Source organism: Arthrobacter sp. efr-133-R2A-120, assembly GCF_030209835.1.
GTDB lineage: Bacteria > Actinomycetota > Actinomycetes > Actinomycetales > Micrococcaceae > Arthrobacter.
Genome location: NZ_JARVRF010000024.1, coordinates 38,041 through 59,492 on the forward strand (window position 1 = coordinate 38,041; position 21,452 = coordinate 59,492).

Genomic DNA, 21,452 nt, shown 5'->3' on the forward strand with positions numbered 1-21,452 from the left:
GTGTACGGGCCACACCCAACGCCAGAAGGTATTTTTCATGGTTGACACTGCACATCTCAGCACCGACCTTGCCGCGGAACTGCGGGCCGATGTCCGCCGCGTCTCCACGCTTCTCGGAGAGTCGTTGGTCCGCCAGCATGGCCCCGAACTGCTTCAGCTCGTCGAGCAGGTGCGCCTGCTCACCAAGGAATCCAAGGAAGCCGCCCGCGGCGGCGCCGACGCCACAGGCCCGTGGAGCGCGCACGACGTCGTCGCCCAGGTCCGTGAGTTGCTCGCCTCATTGCCCCTTGAGGAAGCCACCGAGCTAGTCCGCGCCTTCGCCTTCTATTTCCACCTCGCCAACGCCGCCGAGCAAGTGCACCGCGTCCGCGGACTGCGCACCCGCCAGGAAAAGGACGGCTGGTTGGCCAAAGCCGTCGCCGAGATCGCCGACGAGGCCGGTACCCAGGCCCTGCAGGACGTCGTCAATGAGCTCGACGTTCGTCCTATTTTCACCGCGCACCCCACTGAAGCCTCTCGCCGTTCGGTGCTGGACAAGATCCGCAAGCTCTCGGACGTCCTGGCCGAATCTACTGTTGAGGGCACGGCCGCCCGACGTCGACAGGACCGCCAGCTCGCCGAGATCATCGACCAGATGTGGCAGACCGACGAACTGCGCCAAGTCCGCCCCACTCCTGTGGACGAGGCCCGCAACGCCATCTACTACCTGAGCAGCATCCTGACCGATGCCATGCCGGAAATGCTTACGGACCTTTCCGAGCTGCTAGGGGAGCACGGCGTCGTGCTGCCGGCGCACAACGCCCCCATCCGCTTCGGTTCCTGGATCGGCGGAGACCGCGACGGCAACCCGAACGTCACTGCGTCCGTCACCCGCGAAATCCTGCAGCTGCAGAACCAGCACGCCGTGCGGATCAGCATCTCGATGATCGACGAACTGATTTCCATCCTCTCCAACTCCACCGCCCTGGTGGACGCGGAAGGGGACCTGCTTGACTCGATTGCCGTCGACCTCAAGAACCTGCCTGGCCTGGACAAGCGCATCCTGGAGCTGAACGCGCAGGAGCCCTACCGCCTCAAGCTGACCTGCATCAAGGCCAAGCTCATCAACACGGGCCGCCGCGTGTCCGCATCCAGCCACCACGAACCCGGCCGCGACTACGCCTCCACCTCGGAGTTGTTGGCTGAACTGGAACTGCTGGAAGCCTCGCTGCGGAAGCACTCGGCTGTGCTCGTGGCCGACGGCGCCCTGGCCCGGGTCCGCCGCGCGATCGCTTCCTTCGGGCTGCACTTGGCGACCCTCGACATTCGCGAGCATGCCGACTACCACCACGACGCCGTCGGGCAGTTGGTGGACCGGATCGGCGTCGGGACCCCCTACGGCGAGTTGAGCCGAGCCGAACGCTTCGAGCGGCTGAGCGCGGAGCTGGCTTCGCGCCGCCCGCTGTCCGGCCACCCCATCAAGCTCGACGGCGACGGCGACCGCACCTACGACGTCTTCCGCAGCATCCGCCACGCCCTCCAGACATACGGGCCCGACGTCGTCGAGACCTACATCATCTCCATGACGCGCGGCGCGGACGATGTCCTGGCTGCCGCGGTGCTGGCCCGCGAAGCAGGGCTGATCGAGCTGTTCGGCGCGGCTCCGTATGCCAAGATCGGTTTCGCCCCGCTCCTGGAGACCGTCGAAGAGCTGCGGGCCTCGGCCGAAATCGTTGACTTGCTGCTCTCCGATCCCTCCTACCGCGAGCTCGTACGGCTGCGTGGCGATGTCCAGGAGATCATGCTGGGCTACTCGGACTCCAACAAGGAATCCGGCGTCATGACCAGCCAATGGGAGATCCACAAGACCCAGCGCAAGCTGCGCGACGTCGCCGCCAAGCACGGCGTGAACGTCCGGCTGTTCCATGGCCGCGGCGGTTCCGTGGGCCGTGGTGGCGGGCCCACCTACGACGCCATCATGGCCCAGCCGAACGGCGTGCTTGAAGGCGCGATCAAGTTCACCGAACAGGGCGAAGTCATCTCGGACAAGTACTCCCTGCCGGAACTCGCCCGCGAAAACCTTGAGCTGTCCCTGGCCGCCGTGATGCAGGGGTCCGCGCTGCACCGCACCCCGCGCACCTCCGACGACGAGCGTGAGCGCTACGGACACGTCATGGAGATCATTTCCGACGCCGCGTTTGCCCAGTACCGTTCACTGATCGACGATCCGGACCTGCCGGCGTACTTCCTTGCCTCGACGCCTGTGGAGCAACTCGGATCCCTGAACATCGGCTCGCGGCCCTCCAAACGCCCGGACTCCGGTGCCGGACTGGGTGGGTTGCGAGCCATTCCGTGGGTCTTTGGTTGGACGCAGTCGCGGCAGATCGTTCCGGGGTGGTTCGGCGTGGGCTCAGGGCTGAAGGCAGCTCGCGAGGCAGGCAACACCGCCGAGCTTGCAGAGATGATGAAGCGCTGGCACTTCTTCCAGTCCGTGATTTCCAACGTGGAGATGACCTTGGCCAAGACGGACATGGACATCGCAGGGCATTATGTGTCCTCCTTGGTTCCTGAAGAGTTGCATCACTTGTTCAAGGCAATCCGGGCTGAGTACGACCTCACGGTTGCCGAAGTGGAACTCCTGAGCGGCGAAACCGAGCTCCTGGAAGCCCAGCCGACGCTCAAGCGTTCCCTCGAAATCCGCGACCAATACCTCGACCCCATCAGCTACCTGCAGGTGGAGTTGTTGCGCCGCGTCCGTGAAGCTTCCATTTCCGGTGCCGAGATCGACGAACGCCTTCAGAGGGCCATGCTCATCACCGTCAACGGCGTGGCCGCCGGCCTCCGCAACACTGGATAGCCCGTACTTCCCTTCCCTCCGACCCTCGCTCACTTATGTGGGTCTTTTGGCGCACGCTCGCTCACATCATGTGAGCGAGCGTGCGGCCGGGAGGGCTTGTTTGTGAGCGAGCGTTGGGCCCCTCCGACCCTCGCTCACCTATATGGGTCTTTTTCCCGACGCTCGCTCACATCATGTGAGCCGGCGTTTCCGGGGGGAGCGCCACAGGTGAGCGAGCGTTTAGGGTGGAGGGGTGCCGTCGTTCCAGACCAAGTTGAAGATCACCGGGCTCAAGCCGGGCAATCCGCCGGAGTCGGTGATGGCTGCTGCCGTTGAGGCCCTGGAAACGCGTCATCATGTCGAATCCAATCAGCTCGACATTGTTGGTGGCGTCGCCCAAATCAGCCTCCGCTTCCTGGTGGAGCCGCGCGACTACCCGGGCGAGAACAACGAGGCCCGCGCGTCGGCAGCCATGATGCGCGACGCCGTCGAACGCGTAGCGCTCACAGGGAACCTTTACGTGCTGCGCCGCAAACGGGGGAAATGGTCGCCGGTTTGAGCCCGACGCCGGGACGCGCCTAAAGGTGCGGCGGCTCGCCCGGCTCGTCCACCGGCGAACGGTCGCCCCGGCGACGCGTGACGATCACGCCCACCACGACGCCGATCACCAACCCCACGCCGACGCCGATCAGTGAGCTCGCCCAGAACGGAAGCTTCGTCGTCGAGCCCGCAAAGTAACCCAACCCGGTTTGCCACGTGGCCCACAACAGGCCGCCCAAGCCGGCGCAGAGACTGAAGCCGCGGGAGGAAACCTCGGCGATCCCGGAAGCGGCCGACGCAGCAAGCCGCCCACCAGGGATGAACCGGGCACCGATAATCGCGCCGTAGGTGGAGGAGCGCCCGGCCCTGGCGATGGCCCGGTGGATGCCCTGATGGACTTTGCGGCCCCAGGCCCAGCGGTCAAGGACGTGGCCCAAGCGGCGCTTGAAGAGCTGGAAAACTATCATGTCGCCCAACCACGACCCGCCGGCGGCCAACAGACCCACCAGCAACAGGTTGACCCGACCCTCAGCGGCCAGCGCGCCACCCGTGATCACCAGCATCTCGGACGGGATGGGCGGGAAGATCGCGTCGCCGACCACCATGGGGATGATCCAGGCGTAGATCGCGGCTCCCCAACCATCGGCGGTGGTGATGTCCATGGGCACAAATTACCCCACTTTGGTGCATCCGACGGAGTGTCGTGCAAGACTGGCGCCATGCGGCTCGAAATCCTGCAGGGTGACATCACCACGCGCGACGTCGACGCGATCGTCAACGCTGCCAACTCGTCTTTGATGGGCGGCGGCGGAGTGGACGGCGCGATCCACCGCGCGGCCGGCCGGGAGCTCCTGAACGCGTGCATGGAGGTGCGAGAGCGATACCCGCACGGACTGCCGGTGGGCCAAGCCGTGGCCACCCCCGGCTTCAAATTGCCTGCCCGATGGGTGATCCACACCGTTGGCCCCAACCGGCATGCAGGCCAGAACGATCCGGAACTGCTGGCTTCGTGTTTCCGCCAGAGCTTGAAGGTGGCCGCTTCCCTCGGGGCGCGTTCTGTTGCGTTCCCCGCAATCAGTGCGGGGGTCTACGGCTGGGACGCGCGCGAGGTCGCCACAGTAGCGCTCGACGTCGTCAGCGGGTTCGACGCCGAACACTCCAGTGGTCTGGAACTCGTCGAATTTGTTCTGTTCAGTGCGGAGACGACGGACGTGTTCCGGAGCGTGTTCGGGGCTTAGGAACAGTGGCGCGCACTTTCGCCCGCGGGGTTAGGCGGACTGCGCCTCAAGCACGGACTTCAGCTGTCCGAGCTGTCCGACTTCCACCTCCATGGTCTTGGTGATCATCGACCCCATGAGCTTCATGAAGCCCTTGGGTTGGAGATCCAAGGTAAAGCGTACGGTTGTGCCGCCGTCGTTGTCGTTCAGCGTGAAGGATCCTGTTGGGCGGGCCGGGCCGGCAATGACCTGGAAATCGAGTCGCTTGCCCGGCTGGGCCGCGGTGATCTCGTAGTCGCCGGCGATCGTGCGGCCACCGGGGCCTGCCATCGTCTGGGAGTACACGGCCCCCTGGTTGCCTGCTTCCCCGCTTGCGAGGGCGACGGTTTTAACTGCCGGACGCCACAGCGTATTGTTCAACCCGTTCGCCAAGAAGGCGTAGACGTCGTTTGCGGAGCGGTTGATCGAGACTTCGTTTTCAGCGTGGGCCATGTGGTTCCTTTTCGCGAGACCGAACTCCGCCCGCGGTCATCGGGCCGGCAAGACTGAGCATATACGCCCGATCCGGCGGGCAACGTGGAACCGAGCCGCTGTTTCCCCGCCCCGCGCTGGATACCGACGCTCGCTCAGGTATGTGGGTGTTTGGGGGGGACGCTCGCTCACGTATGTGGGTGTTTGGCCGGACGCTCGCTCAGATGTGACCCCAAGCTGAACATGTTCCTCATTTTGGTGAGCGAGGGTTTGGGGAAAGGGCGCCACAGGTGAGCGAGGGTTTGGAGGGGGCGTCAGGCGGGGTGGGCTTCGCTTAGCTCGAGGCGGCTCCGATACTCCACGGACTGTTTGCTGATGGGGTCAACGAAGCGGATGCCGCGAGCGAGCAATTGCAGCGGCTTGGAGTAGTCGTCCGGGGCCTTGTCCAGGAGTTCGGGGTAGAACGCGTCGTTCACGATTCCCAGCCCGAGCGAAGCCATGTGCACGCGAAGCTGGTGGGTCTTGCCGGTGTGGGGCTCAAGTCGGTACAGCGCTCGGCGGGCGGCGCCGCCGTCGTGAGCGCCGCCGTCGAACGTTCTCAGCAGCTCAATGCGGGTTTCTGCGTTGGGTTCGCCGTCGATCACCTCGGCGAGGAGGTAGCTGCGGGATTTTGTCATGCGATTGCGCACGACGGCGGGGAATTCGACGGCGGGAAAGCCTGCGGCGGGTGCCGCCGCGGAGACGCACTCGTACTCCTTTTGCACCTGCCGTTTTTCGAAGAGCACCTGGTACTTGCCGCGGGTCTCGGGGTTGGTGGAGAGCAGCAATACGCCGGCGGTCATTCGGTCGAGCCGGTGCATCGGGATGAGGTCCGGCAGGTCCAGCTGGTTCCGGAGCCGGACGAGCGCGGATTCCTGGATGTAGGCTCCGCCCGGAGTGGTGGGCAGGAAGTGGGGCTTGTCGACGACCAGGAGGTGCTCGTCCTGGTGAAGGATGTTGATCTCCACCGGCAGCCGGGTCTCAGGTGGGAGGGTGCGATAGTACCAAATGAAGGTGTGTTCTTCGAGGGGGGTGCGGCGGTCAAGGGGCGCCCCGCCCTCGCCGACGATTTCACCGGCGTCGAACCTGTCCTCGATGCCCTGGGGGTCGATATGGCCCCAGCGGTGCATCATGTAGTCCATCGCGGTGTCCCACGGCCCCTCGTCCGGAAGGCGCAGACGGGTGGCGTTGACGCCGTCGCGCACGGGAAGGGGGGATTGCATCACCGGTCCATTCTACCGAGGGCTGCCTCAAGGCCCGTCGTGTCTGGCGCCCCATCGCCTGTAGGTGGCACCCCCGCACGCTCAGTACGTTGTGCCGCCTGGCAAAATGACGGGCTTGATGGGCTGCTGGTTGAAGTTGAAGTCGTTCACCAAGTTGCCGAGCTGGGGGTTGTTCTCGCGGACATCCGGCCGGGGATCTGGCCGCCCGTCGGTGGCCGGGTCGAGGCGTTGGCCGTGGAGGAAGTCGTCTTCGATGAACTTGGCGTAGGCGTCGTGGCTGAGGATCTGGTGGTCGATGTTGCCCTGTTTGGCGTAGGGGCTGATGACGATTCCAGGGACACGGAGTCCGTAGCCGTTTTGGTCCACGGTGGGCGGGGTGACGTGGTCGTAGAAACCGCCCCAGTCATCCCACGAGAGGAAAATGGCGGTGCTATTCCAGTCCGGGCCCGACATAACGGCATTGATGAGGCCCGTGACGTAGGCCTGCCCGGTGCTGATCAACGCCGGGGGGTGCTCGCTCACGGATCCGGTGGGGTCGATCCAGCTCACGGCAGGCAGCGTGCCCTTCTTGGCGGCGGTATAGAAGTTGGTGAGGGACTGGATGTTGCCTAGCTGGCCGTCCTGCTTCACGGTGTCGAAGTACGGTAGCGGATTCCAAATGCCCGGTGTCTTCGCGTTCTGGGCTACGGGAGCGCAGGATATGGCCGCGTCATCTTGGCAGTCGGGCTCGGTGCCGTTGAAGACGTAGTACGCCCAGGGCACGTTCTGTTTGTGCAACAGGTAGGTCAGATCGGTCCAAGCGTAGTCAGGCGGAGCAAGCAGATTGGCGGCGGCCAGCAGCTTTTGCTTGAGCGCTTCGGGGAAGGTTGCTTTGTCGATCGCGGCCTGGCAAGTCGTGTAGGAATCGGAGCCGGCACAGTTTTGCGTGATGAGTGTGTGCAGTTGCATGGCAATGTCCGGTGTGATCCCGGCAGCAGCGAGTGCATCCTGGCAGGCCTTGTTCTGCAGGCCGGCCCGGCATTTGCCGATGAGGGTGGACTGGATCGAGGTGGTAAAGTCCGGCGGACTGCCCGGATTCTGGAGGGCGTTTACGCAGGATTGTGGATCGCCCGCGCGGCTGCATTTGGCCGACCATTCCGAGACCATGTATAGGTGCTCGGGCAGGCTCCAGGAGGCGTTGGGTTCGAACATGTGGTCCTGCAAGGTGAAGTCCCTGGCATACGCCCAGTAGTTGGGCAGATCACGCGCGTCGTGGTAGCCCATCACGTCGCTTTGGTTGCCGCCCGCGCAGGCTGGGGCGTTCGGTGCACAGTTGTTCGAGGCTTTCTCGGCCTGGGCGATGAAGCCGTCCATTTTCCCGCCGTCGATGTCCGCCGTGGCATTGCTCTGGCTGTGCGGGCCACCGGAGTTCCGGTCAGAGGGGTCGTAGTACGGTTTCACGCAGGATCCGCTGGCCGGATCGGGAACGCACACCGCGGGGGCACCGTTCTGCATCGGTATCCCGGCCGCTCCGGGGAAGGTGCCAAAGTAGCTGTCGAACGAACGGTTCTCCTGCATGATGACGATGACATGTTGGATCTTCGAAATCCCTGTATCCACCGCGGACGTGCCGGCCGCAGCCGAGGCCGCAGCGGCGCCGGCGCCGGCGCGAGCCCCTGCCGCGGCGCCGGCCCCGGCCCCAGTGCCGGCCGCCACCAACGTCCGGGACCAAAAGGCGCCGAAAAAGACGGCAGCACCCACAAGTGCGATGACCGCGACGATGGACAAGGCAGCGAGGGCCGGACGCCGCAACGCCCAAGCCCGGATCCGCCCTTTGCGACGCCTGAGTGGCCGATCGGCTCCGGACTCAGCGGGCGGACTATTGAACCTCATCTTGCACCTCGCGGACAGTGATACCCGCAGGGTACTCCTTGGTTGACCGCTGCGGTACAGGCCGGTACGACGTCCCGCAAGACGGCGCGAGCAACTTTCCGACGAGAAAAAAGTTATTGACAATAAAAGTTGTCGGTAGGCAGAATAGAGGCATGTTGGACATCGAAGTGATCGAGGATCCCGCCGCGGCGGAAGCGTCGCTGGACCCGATCCGCACCCGCATCCTGCAGGAACTGGCCGAGCCCGGTTCCGCCACGCAGCTGGCCGTTAAGGTGGGCCTGCCACGTCAGAAGGTCAACTACCACCTCAAGGCCCTCGAACGGCATGGACTCGTCGAGCTCGTGGAGGAACGGAAGAAGGGCAACGTCACCGAACGCGTTTTGCGCGCGACGGCGGCGTCGTACCTGATCTCGCCGGTGGCACTCGCGTCCGTGGCGCCGGATCCCCGACGCTTCTCGGACCGCTTTTCCGCCTTCTGGCTCCTGGCTCTCGCGGCCCGGACGGTCCAGGAGATGGGCAAACTGATAGCGGGCGCGGCCGCGGCCAAGAAAAAGCTTGCGAGCTTCGCGATCGACGGCGAAATCACCTTCCGATCGGCGTCGGACCGCGCCGCTTTTGCCGAGGAGCTCGGCGTCGCGGTGACGCGGCTTGTGGACAAATACCACGACGGCGGAACCGGTGCTTCGACCGAAAGAGCGAGCGGCGCACGCAAGCACCGGCTCGTCGTCGTACTCCATCCCGCACTCAAGACAAACACGCAGCACTTTCCAGAAAAGGAACAGGACAATGACTGACAACCGTGAATTCGAAATCGTGGCCGACACCGAACTGCCCGGCACTCCTGAACGGGTCTGGCAGGCTGTCACCCAGGACACCTCGGCGTGGATGTTTCCCACGGATCAGTGGCCGGCCGTGAAAACCGTGGACGAGTACCCCAGCCACCTTGTGATCCGGATGGACGGGCCGGACGGCTGGTTCAACCAGCTGGAGCACGTGCTCGAACCGCTCGACGGCGGCCGGGCCAAGCTGCACTATGTCCACAGCGGCATCTTCGCGGACAACTGGGAGGGGCAGTACGACGGCGCCAGCAAGCACACCGAGTTCTACCTGCACACCCTGGGCCAGTACCTTCAGTACTTTGACGGCAAGCCCGTGGTCTTCACGGATATCCAGGGCCCGGCGGCCTCGCAGACACCCGACGGTTTCGTGCAACTGAAGAAGGCCCTCGGCGTGGACGGCGTTGCGCAGGGTTCGACGGTTGAGGTGGACGTCGACGGCGTGGGCCGGCTGAGCGGAGAGCTCGACTTCTCCAACCAGCACTTCCTGGGCCTGCGGACGGCCGACACGCTCTACCGCTTCTTCGGCCGCAACTCCTTCGGAGCACCCGTGGGCATGACGGTGCACGATTTCAGCGGCAGCAGCGATTCCGAATTGACCGCGAAGGCCTGGGGTGGGTTCCTGGAGAAGGTGTACGCCTAGAACTGCGACTCGCAAAAAGCTGGCCGACACGCAGATGGTCTGACGACTACGGAATTCCGGAGTCCTCAGGCCGTCTGCGCGTCGCACGGCAATTCGGGCGTCATTGCCAGCCTCGCGCCACGGCATCCAACGCCGCGTCGTAGATCCCTTCCCAATCGGTTCCGGGTTCTTCCATGTTCGCCAACTCCAGGCTGACCAGTCCGTGGACCTGTCCCCAGATGGACATGGCGATCATCGTGGCCTCGGCGGCGCGGACGGTCCCCGCTTTCTGCGCGGCGGTCACCGCCTCCATGAGGGGAAGCATGGCTTCCGAGGCGACTGCCGGCGTCGGGCTGCAGTCCACATAGCTGGCAAGTGCGCCACCAAACATGAGCCGGTACAAGGCCGGGTGTTCCAGTGCCCAGGAACGGTAGGCGAGCCCCAAGCCTCGGAGCCCACTGTTTTCGGCGAGCCGTTGCGAGTCGCCGAACGAGCGGAATCCGTCGTCGACGGCGGCCGTCAGCAATTGCGCCTTGCCTCCGAAAAGTGAGTAGACCGCCGTGGTTGAGGTCTGGGCGGCCGCGGCAACGTCGCGGAGAGTGACCCGCGCGGGGCCATCCCGGTCAACGAGTTCGGCCGTCACCTGAAGAAGCCGCTGCCGGACGAGCTGGTCATGAACGATGGGTCTTGCCATGCCTCCAAGTGTTTCATAACATTGTTTCGTAACAACGTTATTAAACTCAATGAGCGGAACTTGAGCTACCGTTCCCAGACCGAAGGGTTCACATGGCACAGGAAATCTTCCCGGGACGCTTCACGGCGGACACTGGGCGCGAGTCGGTGACCGTTTTCCTCATCGGAATGCGGGCCAACCGTTGGTGGAAGATCGGCAAAGTGGCGCGCGTGGCATCGGCAATGCCCACCATGCTTCGCCATCTCGCAGCACATCCCGAGTCCGGAATGCTCGGCTGCGAACAGTGGTTCGGGCGTACCACCATGCTCCTCAGCTATTGGGAGAGCCCCGAGCATCTGAGGCGATTTGCGGCGGACAGGGACTCGCCTCATTTGGGGCCGTGGCGACGTTTCATGAAGGAAGTCTCGGGAAGCGGTGACATTGGCGTGTGGCACGAAACCTATCAGGTGCCGGCGTCGGGAATTGAGGCGGTCTACAACGGCATGCCGCAGTTTGGCCTGGCCAAAAGCAACCTCGCATGTCCCGGTCGGTCCGGGCACCAACACTGCCAAGCAGCGCATGGGTGCCGGGCAACCCAACTGACTCGCATTTGTTGTCGTTCTGAGGGCTCGAAACGACAACAAATGCGAGCCAGTTGGGTGGGGGAGGGGCGACGGCGACGGCGGGACTTACGCGACGGCGGCGGCTTCCTTGGGTGCCTTCAAGGTCCTGCGGAGCTGCGGCGACGCGTCGATCCGGGCTTGGGCATCGCGCAGTGCCAGCACCGCCGTCTCAAGCTGGGCCGGTGCGAGGGTGTACGGGACGCGCATGAAGTGCTCGAAAGCGCCCCCGACGCCGAAGCGCGGCCCTGCCGCCAGGCGCACGCCGAAGTCCGGGGCGACGACGGTGAGCGCCGTACTCGACGGTGTGGGCAACCTGCACCACGCCGTCAGCCCGCCGCGCGGACGTTCCACATGCCAATCGGGCAGGTGCTCGGCCAGTAGTCCGAGCAGCGCTTCCCGGTTCCGCCGCAGCTCCGCGAGCCTGGCGTCCAGAGGTTCGGTGAAGGCCCGGAGCAGTCGAGCCGCAGCCAATTGCTCGACGATGGGCCCGCCCAGATCCATCGTTGTCCGGGTCTGCACAAAGCGGCTGATCAGGTCCTCTTCAGCACGGATCCATCCGGTCCTGAGTCCGGCCCAATGCGATTTGCTGAGCGAACCGATGGTCACCACCGCCGGACTGAACGCCGCGAGCGGCGAGGTGCTGACGTCGTCGAGGTTCAGCTCGCGCAGCGTTTCATCCACCACCAGGACAGTGCCCGTCCCTGCCGCCTCGCGGACCAGCCGGCGGCGCTGAAGGTTGGACATGATCCGCCCAGTGGGGTTGTGGAAGTCTGGCACGAGGTAGGCCATTGCCGGGCGTTGGTGGCGCATCGCGGCGACCATGCCGTCGATATCCCAGCCGCCCGACGTCGGCTCTGCGGCAGGCTCGACGCCACCGCCCGACGTCGGATCCGCTGCGGGCGGCATCGGCACCGGAACCGTGCGGGAGCCGGAAGCGCGGATTGCGTCGAGCGCGTTGGGGTAGCTGGGATGCTCCACGAGGACTTTCTGTTGCCGACCGGCGAGGGTCTTCAAGATGATGTTCAGCGCGTGCTGGGCCCCCGAAGTCACCAGTATCTGCGCGGCCGTTGTGGGAATGCCGGCTGCCGTGTAGCGGTCCGCGATGGCTTCCCGGAGGGGCGGGAGGCCGACCGCGTCGTAGCCAAAACCGGGGAGCAGTGCCGGGAGGTCAATCAACGCATCAGCGAAAGCCCGGTGCACCACTTCGCCTGTGGCCGGCAGTGAAGCATAGGCGAGGTCAAGAATCCCATCCGGGACGGCCAGTCCCGGTCCGCTGACGGGAACCGTCCGGTGCGGAATGCCCGTCCGACCCCTGCTGCCCTGGCCGCCGCTGAGGAATCCTTGCTCGCGCAGGCTGGCGTACGCGGCGGTGACGGTGGTCCGGCTGACCCCCAGGGTGACGGCAAGCGCGCGCTCGCTGGGCAGTGCGACGTCGAGCGGGATGCGCCCGTCCATCACCAAAAGGCGTACGACGTCGGCAAGCTCGCGATAAGCGGGAGCGGCGCCAGTGTTCCATGGACCGAGGAGACGCGCCATGGCTGTAGGGTTCAGGGATCCGGGCATAAGACCAGTATCGCAAACTGGCTATGGAAAGCAATGCCAGTTTTAGGGAGCATGGTTTCATGATGACCCGCAGAATCACCCAGCTCCTGATCGGCCTCGCAATGTATGGGATCTCCCTGGCCATGTTCATCCGGGCCGGCCTTGGCCTGGATCCCTGGGATGTCTTCCACCAGGGCGTCGCGGGAAAGATCGGGTGGAGCATCGGCACGGTCGTGGTTGTTGTCAGCTTCCTGGTCCTGCTCCTCTGGATCCCGCTGCGGCAGATGCCCGGTTTCGGAACCCTCGCTAACGCCGTACTGGTGGGTGTCTTTGCGGACATCGGCCTGGCGCTGATCCCCGCGTTCTCGCACCTGGGTGGCCAGATCGCCATGCTCGCCGGCGCCGTAGTCCTCAACGGCATCGCCTCCGCGTGCTACATCGGCGCACGACTTGGCCCGGGTGCCCGGGACGGACTCATGACGGGACTTGCCCGCCGCACGGGCTGGTCCGTGCGCTTGTCCCGCACGTTGATCGAGGTTGTTGTGCTTGGTGTGGGTTGGCTGCTGGGTGGATCTGTCGGCGTGGGAACCGTGGTCTACGCCTTGGCCATTGGACCAGTCGTGCAACTGTTGCTGCCCCTGTTCACGGTTCCGGTCAAGGCTCCCAAGGCTGCCCCCGAAGCGGTGCCAGCCGCTCCGTGACGCGGATTCTTCCTGGCGACGGGCGAAATTCCCTACGCACCCGAATTCCGGCGTCGCTGGGGAATTCCAGTGTCGCCAGGGAATCGGGCAGCATCAAAGGGCGGGCTGGCACTTCGGGCAGAAGTAGGTGGTCCGGTCTTCCAACCCCGACGCCGGTCCCAGCAGCCCGCGGCGAATGGGCGTACCGCAGCGAAGGCACGGCTGGTGCTCGCGGCCATACACCCAATAGCCAGAGCGGGGAATCCCCCGGACCCCAGGGAACGCGGTGCCACGCGTCATCCTTCGCCCCGGTCCTAAGTTGGCCTCGAGCAGGCCCTTGGCCTCCGTCAGCATCGCCGCCAGATCCTTCACAGCCGACACCGGCGCGGCCGGATGCACCCCAGCCAGGAAACACGCCTCGCAACGGTAGATATTGCCGATGCCGGCGAGGTTCCGCTGGTCCAACAGTGCGACGCCGATCGGCGTGTCCGGGGCGGCCCGCAGCCGACGGACCGCCTCGTCAGCGTCCCAATCCGGCCCGAGCAGGTCCGGGCCAAGGTGCCCCACTACCCGGTTTTCGTCCGGGGTTGGGATTACTTCCAGGATTCCCAAGGAGAAGCCGACGACGTCGGCCGTCGCTGTGCGGAGGACGCACCTGACCGTGTGGCCGGGTTTCCTCCAGCGGCCGCCGGGGGCATAGACCTGCCAGCTTCCCTCCATTTTCAAGTGCGAATGGATGGTCAAGGCGCGCCGGGGCCGTCCGGCCGCCGCCGAACCGGCCGCCGCCGAACCAGCCGCCGCCGAACCGGCCTCGTCCGGCGAAGCCGCCGCCGAACCGGCTGCGTCCGGCGAAGCCGCCGGCTCCAGCAAACGCATGAGCAAGTGCTTACCGCGTGGCACCACCTCGGACACGGTCCATCCGGCCAGGTTCAGCGTGGCAAACCTAGGCACGCGGAAGTCCGAGGAGACCAGCGTCTGCCCAGCAAGGGCACCGTGCAGCTCCGCGGCAGCCCGCCAGATCGAGTCGCCCTCAGGCACGGATCCTCAAACCCTTCGGCGTGGAATACGCCCCGGCAGCCGCAAGGGCAAATGCCACGGGGGTGTCCAGGAGGTCATGGCCATTGACCTTTTCCATGATCAATTTGTCCACTGCTCCCCGCCGCACCACGCCTACGAGCGCCGCAGCGGCAGCCGCCAGAGCGGCGTCGTCATGGCTGAAAGTGAGCAAGGTCTTCCCACCGCGTTCGACGTACAAAACCAATGCCCCGTCGACCATCACCACCAGGGCCCCTGCTTTCCGCCCCGGACGGTGACCCGATCCGGCGTCGACTGCCAACGCGGGCCAGGGGAGGGCCGCCCCGTACGGGTTGGCGGGATCCGTCGAGGCCAGGGCCAAGGCGACAGGCTCGGTCTTGGCGAGTTGGGCATCTTCCGTGAAGGAACGCAAACGGTCCACAGTCGCCGGCACGGCAAACTGGGCGGCTCCGAGGTGCTCGATGAAGTAGCCGCGGCGGCACCGCCCGGCTTCTTCGAGGCGCGCGAGAACCTTGTACATCAACCCGAATCCGCCCACGATGTTCTCGACCATGACGGAGCCGCGGGTCACGACGCCGTACCTGTCGAGGAGGAGTTCGGCGGTGCCGCGTGCATGGATCGTAGGGTCGATCTCAGGAGCCGGCAATGCCGACCAGCGTCCAACGGCGAGCGGGGGAGTGGGAGCCGTTCCGGTGACCGAGCCGTAGCGTCCGCCAGTGAGTCCTGGCGATCCCATCAAGCCCGTGCCGTGCGAGCGGCCGAGCCTGCTCATGCGCAGGGACCTGGCCCGCGGCGGGCGGGCGGGCTGCTTGTGTGCCGTGCGGCCGCCTGCGATCATCGCACGGACGGGGGCGAAAGTGTCGCCTGTGATGCGGCCGGCCCAGACGAGATCCCATAGGGCGGCGACCACGGCGTCGTCGCTGAGGACAGCATCCATGCCGCCGGCGACCTCGGTGAGTTGCCGGAAGAAATAGGCGCCCCCGCCGCCCTGCAGGTATTCCAGAAGGCGGAGCTGGGCATCGCCGGGCTCGAAATCAGGGTCCGGGTTGAGCGTCAGTTCCGCGGCTTCGGCCACGTGGAGGCTGATCCAGCCGTCGTTCCCGGGTAGCGAGCCGGCTCCGGACCACAAGACTTCGCCTGCGGCCATGAGCTCGTCCAACATGGCCGGTTGATAGTCGGAGATCCGGCTGGCCAGCACCAAAGGCTCCCAGGCTGACGCCGGAACGGGGACGCCGGAGAGCTGATCGACGGCGGTCATGATGCCGTCCAGCCCGCGCAGTGCCGGGGCACCCCGGGAACGGCCGGCAGAAGGCACGGACACGTTTTGCCAGGCGGGCAGGAACCGGCCATACGCAGCAGCGTCCACCGGCTCCACTTCGGCGCGCAGCGCAGCCAGCGAACGACGCCGGAGCTTGCGTAGCACTTCGGAATCGCACCATTCGCTGCCGAATGGGACTCCGTGGAGCGGGACAGCGGGGAGGTCCGGCGCCTCCGACAGCTCCGCCGCCCCATCGGGAACCGCGTCCGGCGCACTCGGGTGCGGCCGGAACTCGCCTTCAACTACACGGCCGTCCGCCGCCAGGCGTTTCAGCGCGGTGCCCACGACGGCGACACCCAGTCCCAGCCTCGCAGCAGCTTCCTCGGCCGTGAACGGCCCGTGGGTTCGCGCATAACGGGAGACCAGATCCCCGAGTGGATCGTGGACGGGTTCGATGAAGGCGAGCGGCACCCCCATGGGCAGCGGAACGCCGATGGCATCCCGGAGCCGGGCCGCATCCTCGATGGCCGCGAATCGTTCAACGCCGCTGAGGGTCACGGTGAGGGCACGGTTGGCCTTACGCAGGGCGGCCAGATGCGATGCGGCCGCCGGATGCAACGCGGGCAAATCCGGGGAACCAACCGGGGAGGCTTCCACCCCTTCGGGCTGCAATCGGGCAGCCACTTCTTCGACGCTCAAGGGGCCCAGCAGGCGCAGCAAGTCCGCGACTCCCTCCATGCCGCGGACTTGCCGATCCGGCGCCAGCCGCTGGAGTTCGAGCTCGGTGGCCTCAATGACCTTGGCGTCCAGGAGTTCGCGCAGTTCCACCCTGCCCAGGAGCTCGTTCAGGAGCGTGGAGTCGAGGGCCAAAGCCGCGGCCCTGCGTTCGGCGAGCGGGGAATCGCCCTCGTACAGGTATTGGGCCACGTAGCCAAAGAGCAGCGACTTGGCGAACGGGGATGGCTGCTGCGTGGTGGTCTGTACCAAGCGCAGTTCCCGGCGTTCGATCGAGGCGGCAATGTCTTTCAACGCGGGGAGGTCGTAGACATCCTGCAAACATTCGCGCACGGTTTCGAGGACGATAGGGAAGGAAGGGTATTTCTTGGCAACATCCAGCAATTGCGCCGAGCGTTGCCGTTGCTGCCAGAGCGGCTGCCTTTTCGCAGGATTCTGCCGCGGCAACAACAAAGCGCGCGCGGCACACTCGCGGAAGCGGGAGGCGAACAAGGCACTTCCGCCAACCTCCGCCGTCACGATCTGCTCAAGTTCCTCCGGATCGAACAGGAAAAGCTCAGCCCCCGGAGGCTCGTCTTCCATCATCGGCACCCGCAGCACGATGCCGTCGTCGGCGGCCATAGCGGAACCGTCCAGGCCGTAGCGCTGCTGAAGGCGCTGCCCGACGGCGAGTGCCCACGGTGCGTGGACCGGCATGCCGAAGGGGCTGTGCAGCACCACGCGCCAGTCGCCGAGTTCGTCATGGAACCGTTCGACCACGAGCGTCCGGTCATTGGGGACCACTTCCGTGGCCTGCTTCTGTTCGCCCAGATACTGGAGCAGGTTGCCGGCGGCGTAGTCGTCCAGCCCGCTGGCCTTGCAGCGTTCCAGCGCTGGACCTTGATCGGAAGCGGAGAGCTCGCGCACGAATGCTCCGAGGGCGCGGCCGAGATCCACCGGCCGGCCCAGGGAATCGCCCTTCCAGAAGGGGAGTTTTCCGGGCTGGCCGAAGGCGGGCGAGACGAGGACACGGTCGTGGGTGATGTCCTCGATTTTCCAGCTGGTCGCCCCCAGGGCGAAAACGTCTCCGACGCGTGATTCGTAGACCATTTCTTCGTCGAGCTCGCCGACGCGCCGGCCGCCTTTGGCAGCGCGCGACGCCGGACTGGGCTCCTGTGCGGACGCCCCACCGGCCTGGCCGGAACCAGAACCGGAGCCGGAACCCTCGCTCTCGGTGCCGATGATGTACACGCCGAAGAGCCCGCGGTCCGGGATGGTGCCGCCTGAGGTCACGGCAAGGCGCTGTGCTCCCGGCCGGCCTTCGATGGTGCCCGCGTTCCGGTCCCAGATGATGCGCGGCCGGAGTTCGGCGAATTCGTCCGAAGGATACCGTCCGGCCAGGAGGTCCAGGGTGGCTTCGAAAGCTGAGCGGGGCAAAGTGGCGAAAGGAGCGGAGCGGCGCACGGTGGCGAACCATTCCTCGACATCGATGCTTCCCAGCGCGGTGGCGGCGACCGTTTGTTGGGCCAGGATGTCCAAGGGATTGGCTGGAACATGGAGGCGTTCGATCTTGCCGCTCAGCATGCGCTCCACGGTGATCGCGGTGTGGACGAGGTCTGCCCGATGCTTGGGGAAGAGTACGCCTTCGGAAATCTCACCCACTTGGTGTCCCGCGCGGCCAACCCGTTGCAGCCCGCTCGCCACCGACGGCGGCGACTCGACCTGGACAACAAGGTCCACCGCGCCCATATCGATGCCCAGTTCCAGGGAAGACGTGGCTACAACGCACCGCAGCCGGCCGGACTTGAGGTCGTCCTCGATGAGTGCCCGCTGGTCCTTGGATACGGAACCGTGATGCGCGCGGGCCAGGACCGGATCGGCGCCGCTCGTGCTTCCAGCTTGGGCCATCATGTGCGCGGGGGTCGCCGTCGAGGACGGCAGCCCCGAGGACGGCAACCCCGAGTCCACCACCGAATCCGCCGGGACAGAGAACAAATCCACCGCCATGAGTTGGCGTTCCGCGTAGATCTCGTTCAGCCGGGCTGTGAGTCGCTCCGCGAGGCGCCGGGAGTTGGCAAAGACAATGGTGGATTGCTTCGACAGGACAAGATCAACGATCTTCTCCTCAACATGCGGCCAAATGGACGCTTGAGGTTGCAATCCGGAGGCCGGCCCGGAGTCGAAGGCACCCGCAGCTCCCGCCAGGTCCGACATGTCCTCCACAGGAACGCTGACGCTGAGGTTCCAGTTCTTGTGCGACGGCGGTGCGACGATTTCCACGGGTGCCGAACCGGCGAGGAACTGTGCGACGAGCTCGCGCGGCTCCACGGTGGCCGAGAGGCCGATCCGCTGGGCGGGTTTCGGCAGCAACGCATCAAGCCGTTCCAATGACACCGCGAGGTGCGCGCCACGCTTGGTGCCTGCAACTGCGTGGACCTCGTCGACGATTACGGTGTCCACCTCGCTGAGCGTCTCCCGGGCTTTGGACGTCAGCATGAGGAACAAGGACTCGGGCGTGGTGATGAGGATGTCGGGCGGGTGGCTGAGCAGCGCGCGGCGGTCCGCCGTCGTCGTATCTCCGGAGCGGACGCCGACGCTCACCACGGGGGCCGGCAGCCCGAGCCGTTTGGCGGTCTGCGTGATGCCGATCAGCGGCGAGCGGAGGTTCCGTTCAACGTCCACACCGAGTGCCTTGAGGGGTGAGATGTACAGGACTCGGGTCTTGCGCTTGGGAGCCTTGGCACGTGCAGTCGGGCCCTCAAGCCCCGGAATAGCGTCAGCCGAAACAATAGGGGACACGGACAAGAGCCGGTCCAGCGCCCACAGGAATGCCGCGAGCGTCTTGCCGGAACCGGTGGGCGCCACCACGAGGGCGTGCGATCCCGAAGAAATGGCCTTCCATGCACCGTCCTGGGCAGGTGTGGGCGCGGAGAAAGCACCGAGGAACCACTCGCGCGTGGCACGGCTGAAGCGGTCCATGGCCGTACGGCCAGGACCGCCCGGTAGCTTCTGCTCCTGCATTCCTCCATCATGCCTCACCGCACCGACACAATAAGGTTCAGGGCTAGACCGCCTACCCCGCCTGGAACGCCTGGACGCTCAGGAGGTTGATATTGGTGTTGCTGCAGGCCGTGCGTTGCTGCGGGATGAACAGCGAGGCAGTGTCCTCCGGTGGGTAGACCCGGAAGCCCGCGGCAGGTGCCTGGGTGCATTCGGGGTAGTTGCCGGCCTGGGTGTAGCGGAGTTGGGCGAAACCGGCCTTCCCCGGAGCAAGGACCACTTCCGTCACAGGCTGGGTGTCGTCGCGCGCGGCGGCGGCGCCGATCGGATCGCCCGTGGGTCCGGACGTGAGTGAGACGCCCGGGAAGCCATTGAGGACACAGGGTTGCGTACCGGAGTTGGTGAGGATGAGTTTCATGTAGACGCTGCCTGCCGCTCCGCCCCCGGTGGAGTCGACAGAAGCCGTCAGCGAGCCCGCTTTGCAGAGGGCGACGCCGGATGCCGTCGTCCCGGAGCTCGATGGTGTGGCGCTACCGCTGGAAGTCGGAGTACTCGAGGCCGAGGGTGACGACGAGGCCGAAGCCGTGTCGCTGGGCGTGGCTGTGCCCGAGGGCTGGACTTGGCTTTGGGCGCAGCTGGAGAGCAGGAATAACGAGGTTGCTGCCATTGTGAGCAGGAGACCGTTCTTGACTCGCATATTCGTCATGCGCACAGCATTTCGTCGTCATTTGCCGGAGTCAACTACGGCGCGGCAGCGTCGCCGGATTGGCGTCCGGATCGTAATGTTCCGGACGCCGACCCAGCGGACTCGTTACTTGGATACTGAAGCCTTGGCGGAACGGCTGCGGAAGAAGGCCGCGCCACCCAGCCCCAGCCCTGCCACCCCGGCGATCAGGCCGGCCCAGCTGCGTGCCTGCGAGCCGTCGTCGGTAACGGAAGCTGCTTGGTCTGTGGAGATTGAAGCAGCCATATGACCATCAGCCGCGGCCGCATCCGCGGCTGTGACGGCCACCGACGGAGCCGGAGCCTTCAGCGAGTGCGGGTCCTGGCCGTCCTTCGGGATTTCAGCCCAGTTTGTTTGCCCTTGCTCGCAGTTCTGGAGCGTGGGGAAGTAGAGGGTATTGCCGGCGGCGTCGGGCAGCTTCACGGACAGGACCAGAGCGTCGCGCAAGTGCGGGTCCAGCGGGGCCTTGGCCGTGTAGACGATCTGGCTGGTGCGCTTGGTGATGGATGTGCCGTCGGCCAGTTTCTTGGGTTCGGGCAGGGTCTGCGTCACCTTCTCGACCGTCCAGTTGGGGTTCACCGTGGGCGTGGCGTCCGTCAGTTCCTCGGGGAGGTTGATGGTCAGCTTGGTGGTGCCCGAGGTGTCGCAGCCGTGCGGGACGCCGAAGGTCAGTAGCGCGTACGAGTTGGCGGTGGTCTTGTCCGGGTTGATGGAGACGTGGGCAGATGCGCCTGCGAGCCCGGCCATCATCAGTGCGGCGGTGCCGCCCGCGATTGCGGTAGCGGAGAGGGCACGGCGGAGTGGGGACTTGTTCATGGTTATTGCCTTTCAACGGGCGCGCGAAAGCGCGCCAAAATGCGGGGGATGTGCCCGTCACCAGTTGAAGGCGGTGCCGGGCGGAGTCAGGAGGGTACGACGACGGCGGGCGGGCCGCGTCTGCTGTCCTGCCTGAGGTTCCGCCACGGGCGGGGGATGAATACCGGAGGTGCGCTGAACGCAACAGCTCCGCTACCGGGGTCGGGCCTGAAGATCAGTCGGAGGAGTTGCAGGAGGGGACGAAGCCAAGCCTCGAGCTGCCACAGTGCCTGCTCGCCCTTGGCCAGGAGCAATGCCGAAGCGGCAGTGGCGAGGGCGTGCCCGGTCAGCATCAACCAGCTGAGGGGAGTGTCGACCTCGTGAAAATGTACTGTTTCAGTGCCCAGCGGCGGGGAGAGGTGTTCGGCCGCCAAGTGGTGTGCCGGTGAACCCGGAGCCGGAACGGTAAGCGGGCCGAACGCCGTGAAGGCTTCGTGCAGGACCAGCTGGCCGGCTCCCAGAAGCGCGGCGATGGCCGGGAATCCGAGCTTGAACCGGGTGGCAAGAGTCGTGACGAGCCCGGTCAATGCGAGGACGGCCAGCAATACCGGCGCCACGGGAAGCGCGCCGCCGGAGAGGACGTGGGCCCCTGCCGCGAGGGCCACAATGGCGATAGCCAGAGCGCCCGAACGCATGGCATGGAAGGGTGTCCGGGCATGCGGTGCGCTCACGGGTTCCTCCCTCGGTAGCGTTCAAGCGGATGGTCGACCGTC

Annotated in this window: 17 protein-coding genes and 1 pseudogene; 7 read left to right on the top strand and 11 right to left on the bottom strand. The window is 65.7% G+C overall.

Features of this window, described 5'->3' with window-relative positions; all coding sequences use genetic code 11:
* The first annotated feature begins 37 nt into the window (after positions 1-37).
* Both ppc and QRN52_RS12855 read left to right on the top strand, forming a co-directional pair.
* Positions 38-2,836: a phosphoenolpyruvate carboxylase gene (gene ppc, locus QRN52_RS12850; protein ID WP_284753119.1), complete on the top strand. Its 2,799-nt coding sequence runs from the start codon at positions 38-40 to the stop codon at positions 2,834-2,836.
* A gap of 232 nt (positions 2,837-3,068) precedes the next feature.
* Positions 3,069-3,374 carry a hypothetical protein gene (locus QRN52_RS12855; RefSeq protein ID WP_284753121.1) on the top strand — a complete coding sequence of 102 codons (306 nt, stop codon included), beginning with the start codon at positions 3,069-3,071 and terminating at the stop codon, positions 3,372-3,374.
* Between the two features lie 19 nt (positions 3,375-3,393).
* On the opposite strand, the gene QRN52_RS12860 is transcribed toward QRN52_RS12855, so the two are convergent.
* Complete coding sequence (locus QRN52_RS12860; RefSeq protein ID WP_284753122.1) at positions 3,394-4,017, bottom strand: DedA family protein; 624 nt, start codon at positions 4,015-4,017, stop codon at positions 3,394-3,396.
* Between the two features lie 57 nt (positions 4,018-4,074).
* On the opposite strand from QRN52_RS12860, the gene QRN52_RS12865 reads away from it, so the two are divergent.
* The gene (locus QRN52_RS12865) at positions 4,075-4,593 is read left to right on the top strand and encodes an O-acetyl-ADP-ribose deacetylase (protein WP_284753123.1); all 519 of its coding nucleotides are present in this window, start codon (positions 4,075-4,077) and stop codon (positions 4,591-4,593) included.
* A gap of 30 nt (positions 4,594-4,623) precedes the next feature.
* Here QRN52_RS12865 and QRN52_RS12870 read toward each other — a convergent pair whose 3' ends face one another.
* The 3 genes from QRN52_RS12870 to QRN52_RS12880 all read right to left on the bottom strand — a co-directional run bounded on the left by QRN52_RS12870 (position 4,624) and on the right by QRN52_RS12880 (position 8,177).
* Positions 4,624-5,064, bottom strand: a complete 441-nt coding sequence (locus QRN52_RS12870; RefSeq protein WP_284753124.1) for an SRPBCC family protein — start codon at positions 5,062-5,064, stop codon at positions 4,624-4,626.
* 293 nt (positions 5,065-5,357) lie between these two features.
* The gene (locus QRN52_RS12875; protein ID WP_284753264.1) at positions 5,358-6,305 is read right to left on the bottom strand and encodes an RluA family pseudouridine synthase; all 948 of its coding nucleotides are present in this window, start codon (positions 6,303-6,305) and stop codon (positions 5,358-5,360) included.
* A gap of 81 nt (positions 6,306-6,386) precedes the next feature.
* Positions 6,387-8,177: an alkaline phosphatase family protein gene (locus tag QRN52_RS12880; protein ID WP_284753125.1), complete on the bottom strand. Its 1,791-nt coding sequence runs from the start codon at positions 8,175-8,177 to the stop codon at positions 6,387-6,389.
* A 152-nt stretch (positions 8,178-8,329) separates the two neighbouring features.
* Between QRN52_RS12880 and QRN52_RS12885 the strand changes: the two genes are divergently transcribed.
* A complete protein-coding gene (locus QRN52_RS12885) occupies positions 8,330-8,971 on the top strand; it encodes an ArsR/SmtB family transcription factor (RefSeq protein WP_284753126.1) in 642 nt (213 codons plus the stop codon).
* Complete coding sequence (locus tag QRN52_RS12890; protein ID WP_284753127.1) at positions 8,964-9,656, top strand: SRPBCC family protein; 693 nt, start codon at positions 8,964-8,966, stop codon at positions 9,654-9,656. Before QRN52_RS12885 ends, QRN52_RS12890 begins: the two co-directional genes overlap by 8 nt.
* 100 nt (positions 9,657-9,756) lie before the next feature.
* On the opposite strand, the gene QRN52_RS12895 is transcribed toward QRN52_RS12890, so the two are convergent.
* Positions 9,757-10,329 carry a TetR-like C-terminal domain-containing protein gene (locus QRN52_RS12895; RefSeq protein WP_284753128.1) on the bottom strand — a complete coding sequence of 191 codons (573 nt, stop codon included), beginning with the start codon at positions 10,327-10,329 and terminating at the stop codon, positions 9,757-9,759.
* Positions 10,330-10,421: 92 nt separating this feature from the next.
* Between QRN52_RS12895 and QRN52_RS12900 the strand changes: the two are divergent.
* Positions 10,422-10,911: pseudogene (locus tag QRN52_RS12900) on the top strand (DUF4188 domain-containing protein).
* 86 nt (positions 10,912-10,997) lie between these two features.
* Here QRN52_RS12900 and yczR read toward each other — a convergent pair.
* Positions 10,998-12,494, bottom strand: coding sequence for a MocR-like transcription factor YczR (yczR, locus tag QRN52_RS12905; RefSeq protein WP_284753129.1), 1,497 nt, complete (start codon positions 12,492-12,494; stop codon positions 10,998-11,000).
* A gap of 59 nt (positions 12,495-12,553) precedes the next feature.
* Here yczR and yczE point away from each other — a divergent pair, with 59 nt between their 5' ends.
* Positions 12,554-13,174: a membrane protein YczE gene (gene yczE / locus QRN52_RS12910; RefSeq protein WP_284753130.1), complete on the top strand. Its 621-nt coding sequence runs from the start codon at positions 12,554-12,556 to the stop codon at positions 13,172-13,174.
* Between the two features lie 93 nt (positions 13,175-13,267).
* Here the strand turns inward: yczE and QRN52_RS12915 are convergent, their stop codons facing one another.
* The 5 genes from QRN52_RS12915 to QRN52_RS12935 all read right to left on the bottom strand — a co-directional run bounded on the left by QRN52_RS12915 (position 13,268) and on the right by QRN52_RS12935 (position 21,410).
* Positions 13,268-14,191 (bottom strand): Fpg/Nei family DNA glycosylase, encoded by a 924-nt coding sequence (locus QRN52_RS12915; RefSeq protein WP_284753131.1) that lies wholly within the window; start codon positions 14,189-14,191, stop codon positions 13,268-13,270.
* On the bottom strand, positions 14,184-19,181 hold the full coding sequence (locus tag QRN52_RS12920) for an ATP-dependent helicase (protein WP_284753132.1): 4,998 nt from the start codon (positions 19,179-19,181) through the stop codon (positions 14,184-14,186). Before QRN52_RS12920 ends, QRN52_RS12915 begins: the two co-directional genes overlap by 8 nt.
* 52 nt (positions 19,182-19,233) lie before the next feature.
* A complete protein-coding gene (locus tag QRN52_RS12925) occupies positions 19,234-19,866 on the bottom strand; it encodes a DUF4232 domain-containing protein (RefSeq protein ID WP_284753133.1) in 633 nt (210 codons plus the stop codon).
* Between the two features lie 105 nt (positions 19,867-19,971).
* Entirely contained in the window at positions 19,972-20,700 is a 729-nt protein-coding gene (locus QRN52_RS12930) for a YcnI family copper-binding membrane protein (RefSeq protein ID WP_284753134.1), read from the bottom strand.
* Positions 20,701-20,786: 86 nt separating this feature from the next.
* A complete protein-coding gene (locus QRN52_RS12935) occupies positions 20,787-21,410 on the bottom strand; it encodes a hypothetical protein (RefSeq protein ID WP_350225149.1) in 624 nt (207 codons plus the stop codon).
* Positions 21,411-21,452: the final 42 nt, after the last annotated feature.

What these genes read in the sequence shown, in the direction of transcription:
- QRN52_RS12925 (WP_284753133.1), bottom strand. Translation starts at nt 19,866, where the DNA reads ATGACGAATATGCGAGTCAAGAACGGTCTCCTGCTCACAATGGCAGCA.
- yczR (WP_284753129.1), bottom strand. Translation starts at nt 12,494, where the DNA reads ATGCCCGGATCCCTGAACCCTACAGCCATGGCGCGTCTCCTCGGTCCA.
- QRN52_RS12865 (WP_284753123.1), top strand. Translation starts at nt 4,075, where the DNA reads ATGCGGCTCGAAATCCTGCAGGGTGACATCACCACGCGCGACGTCGAC.
- QRN52_RS12875 (WP_284753264.1), bottom strand. Translation starts at nt 6,305, where the DNA reads ATGCAATCCCCCCTTCCCGTGCGCGACGGCGTCAACGCCACCCGTCTG.
- yczE (WP_284753130.1), top strand. Translation starts at nt 12,554, where the DNA reads ATGATGACCCGCAGAATCACCCAGCTCCTGATCGGCCTCGCAATGTAT.
- QRN52_RS12885 (WP_284753126.1), top strand. Translation starts at nt 8,330, where the DNA reads ATGTTGGACATCGAAGTGATCGAGGATCCCGCCGCGGCGGAAGCGTCG.
- QRN52_RS12890 (WP_284753127.1), top strand. Translation starts at nt 8,964, where the DNA reads ATGACTGACAACCGTGAATTCGAAATCGTGGCCGACACCGAACTGCCC.
- QRN52_RS12895 (WP_284753128.1), bottom strand. Translation starts at nt 10,329, where the DNA reads ATGGCAAGACCCATCGTTCATGACCAGCTCGTCCGGCAGCGGCTTCTT.
- QRN52_RS12930 (WP_284753134.1), bottom strand. Translation starts at nt 20,700, where the DNA reads ATGAACAAGTCCCCACTCCGCCGTGCCCTCTCCGCTACCGCAATCGCG.
- QRN52_RS12920 (WP_284753132.1), bottom strand. Translation starts at nt 19,181, where the DNA reads ATGCAGGAGCAGAAGCTACCGGGCGGTCCTGGCCGTACGGCCATGGAC.
- QRN52_RS12880 (WP_284753125.1), bottom strand. Translation starts at nt 8,177, where the DNA reads ATGAGGTTCAATAGTCCGCCCGCTGAGTCCGGAGCCGATCGGCCACTC.
- QRN52_RS12860 (WP_284753122.1), bottom strand. Translation starts at nt 4,017, where the DNA reads ATGGACATCACCACCGCCGATGGTTGGGGAGCCGCGATCTACGCCTGG.
- ppc (WP_284753119.1), top strand. Translation starts at nt 38, where the DNA reads ATGGTTGACACTGCACATCTCAGCACCGACCTTGCCGCGGAACTGCGG.
- QRN52_RS12870 (WP_284753124.1), bottom strand. Translation starts at nt 5,064, where the DNA reads ATGGCCCACGCTGAAAACGAAGTCTCGATCAACCGCTCCGCAAACGAC.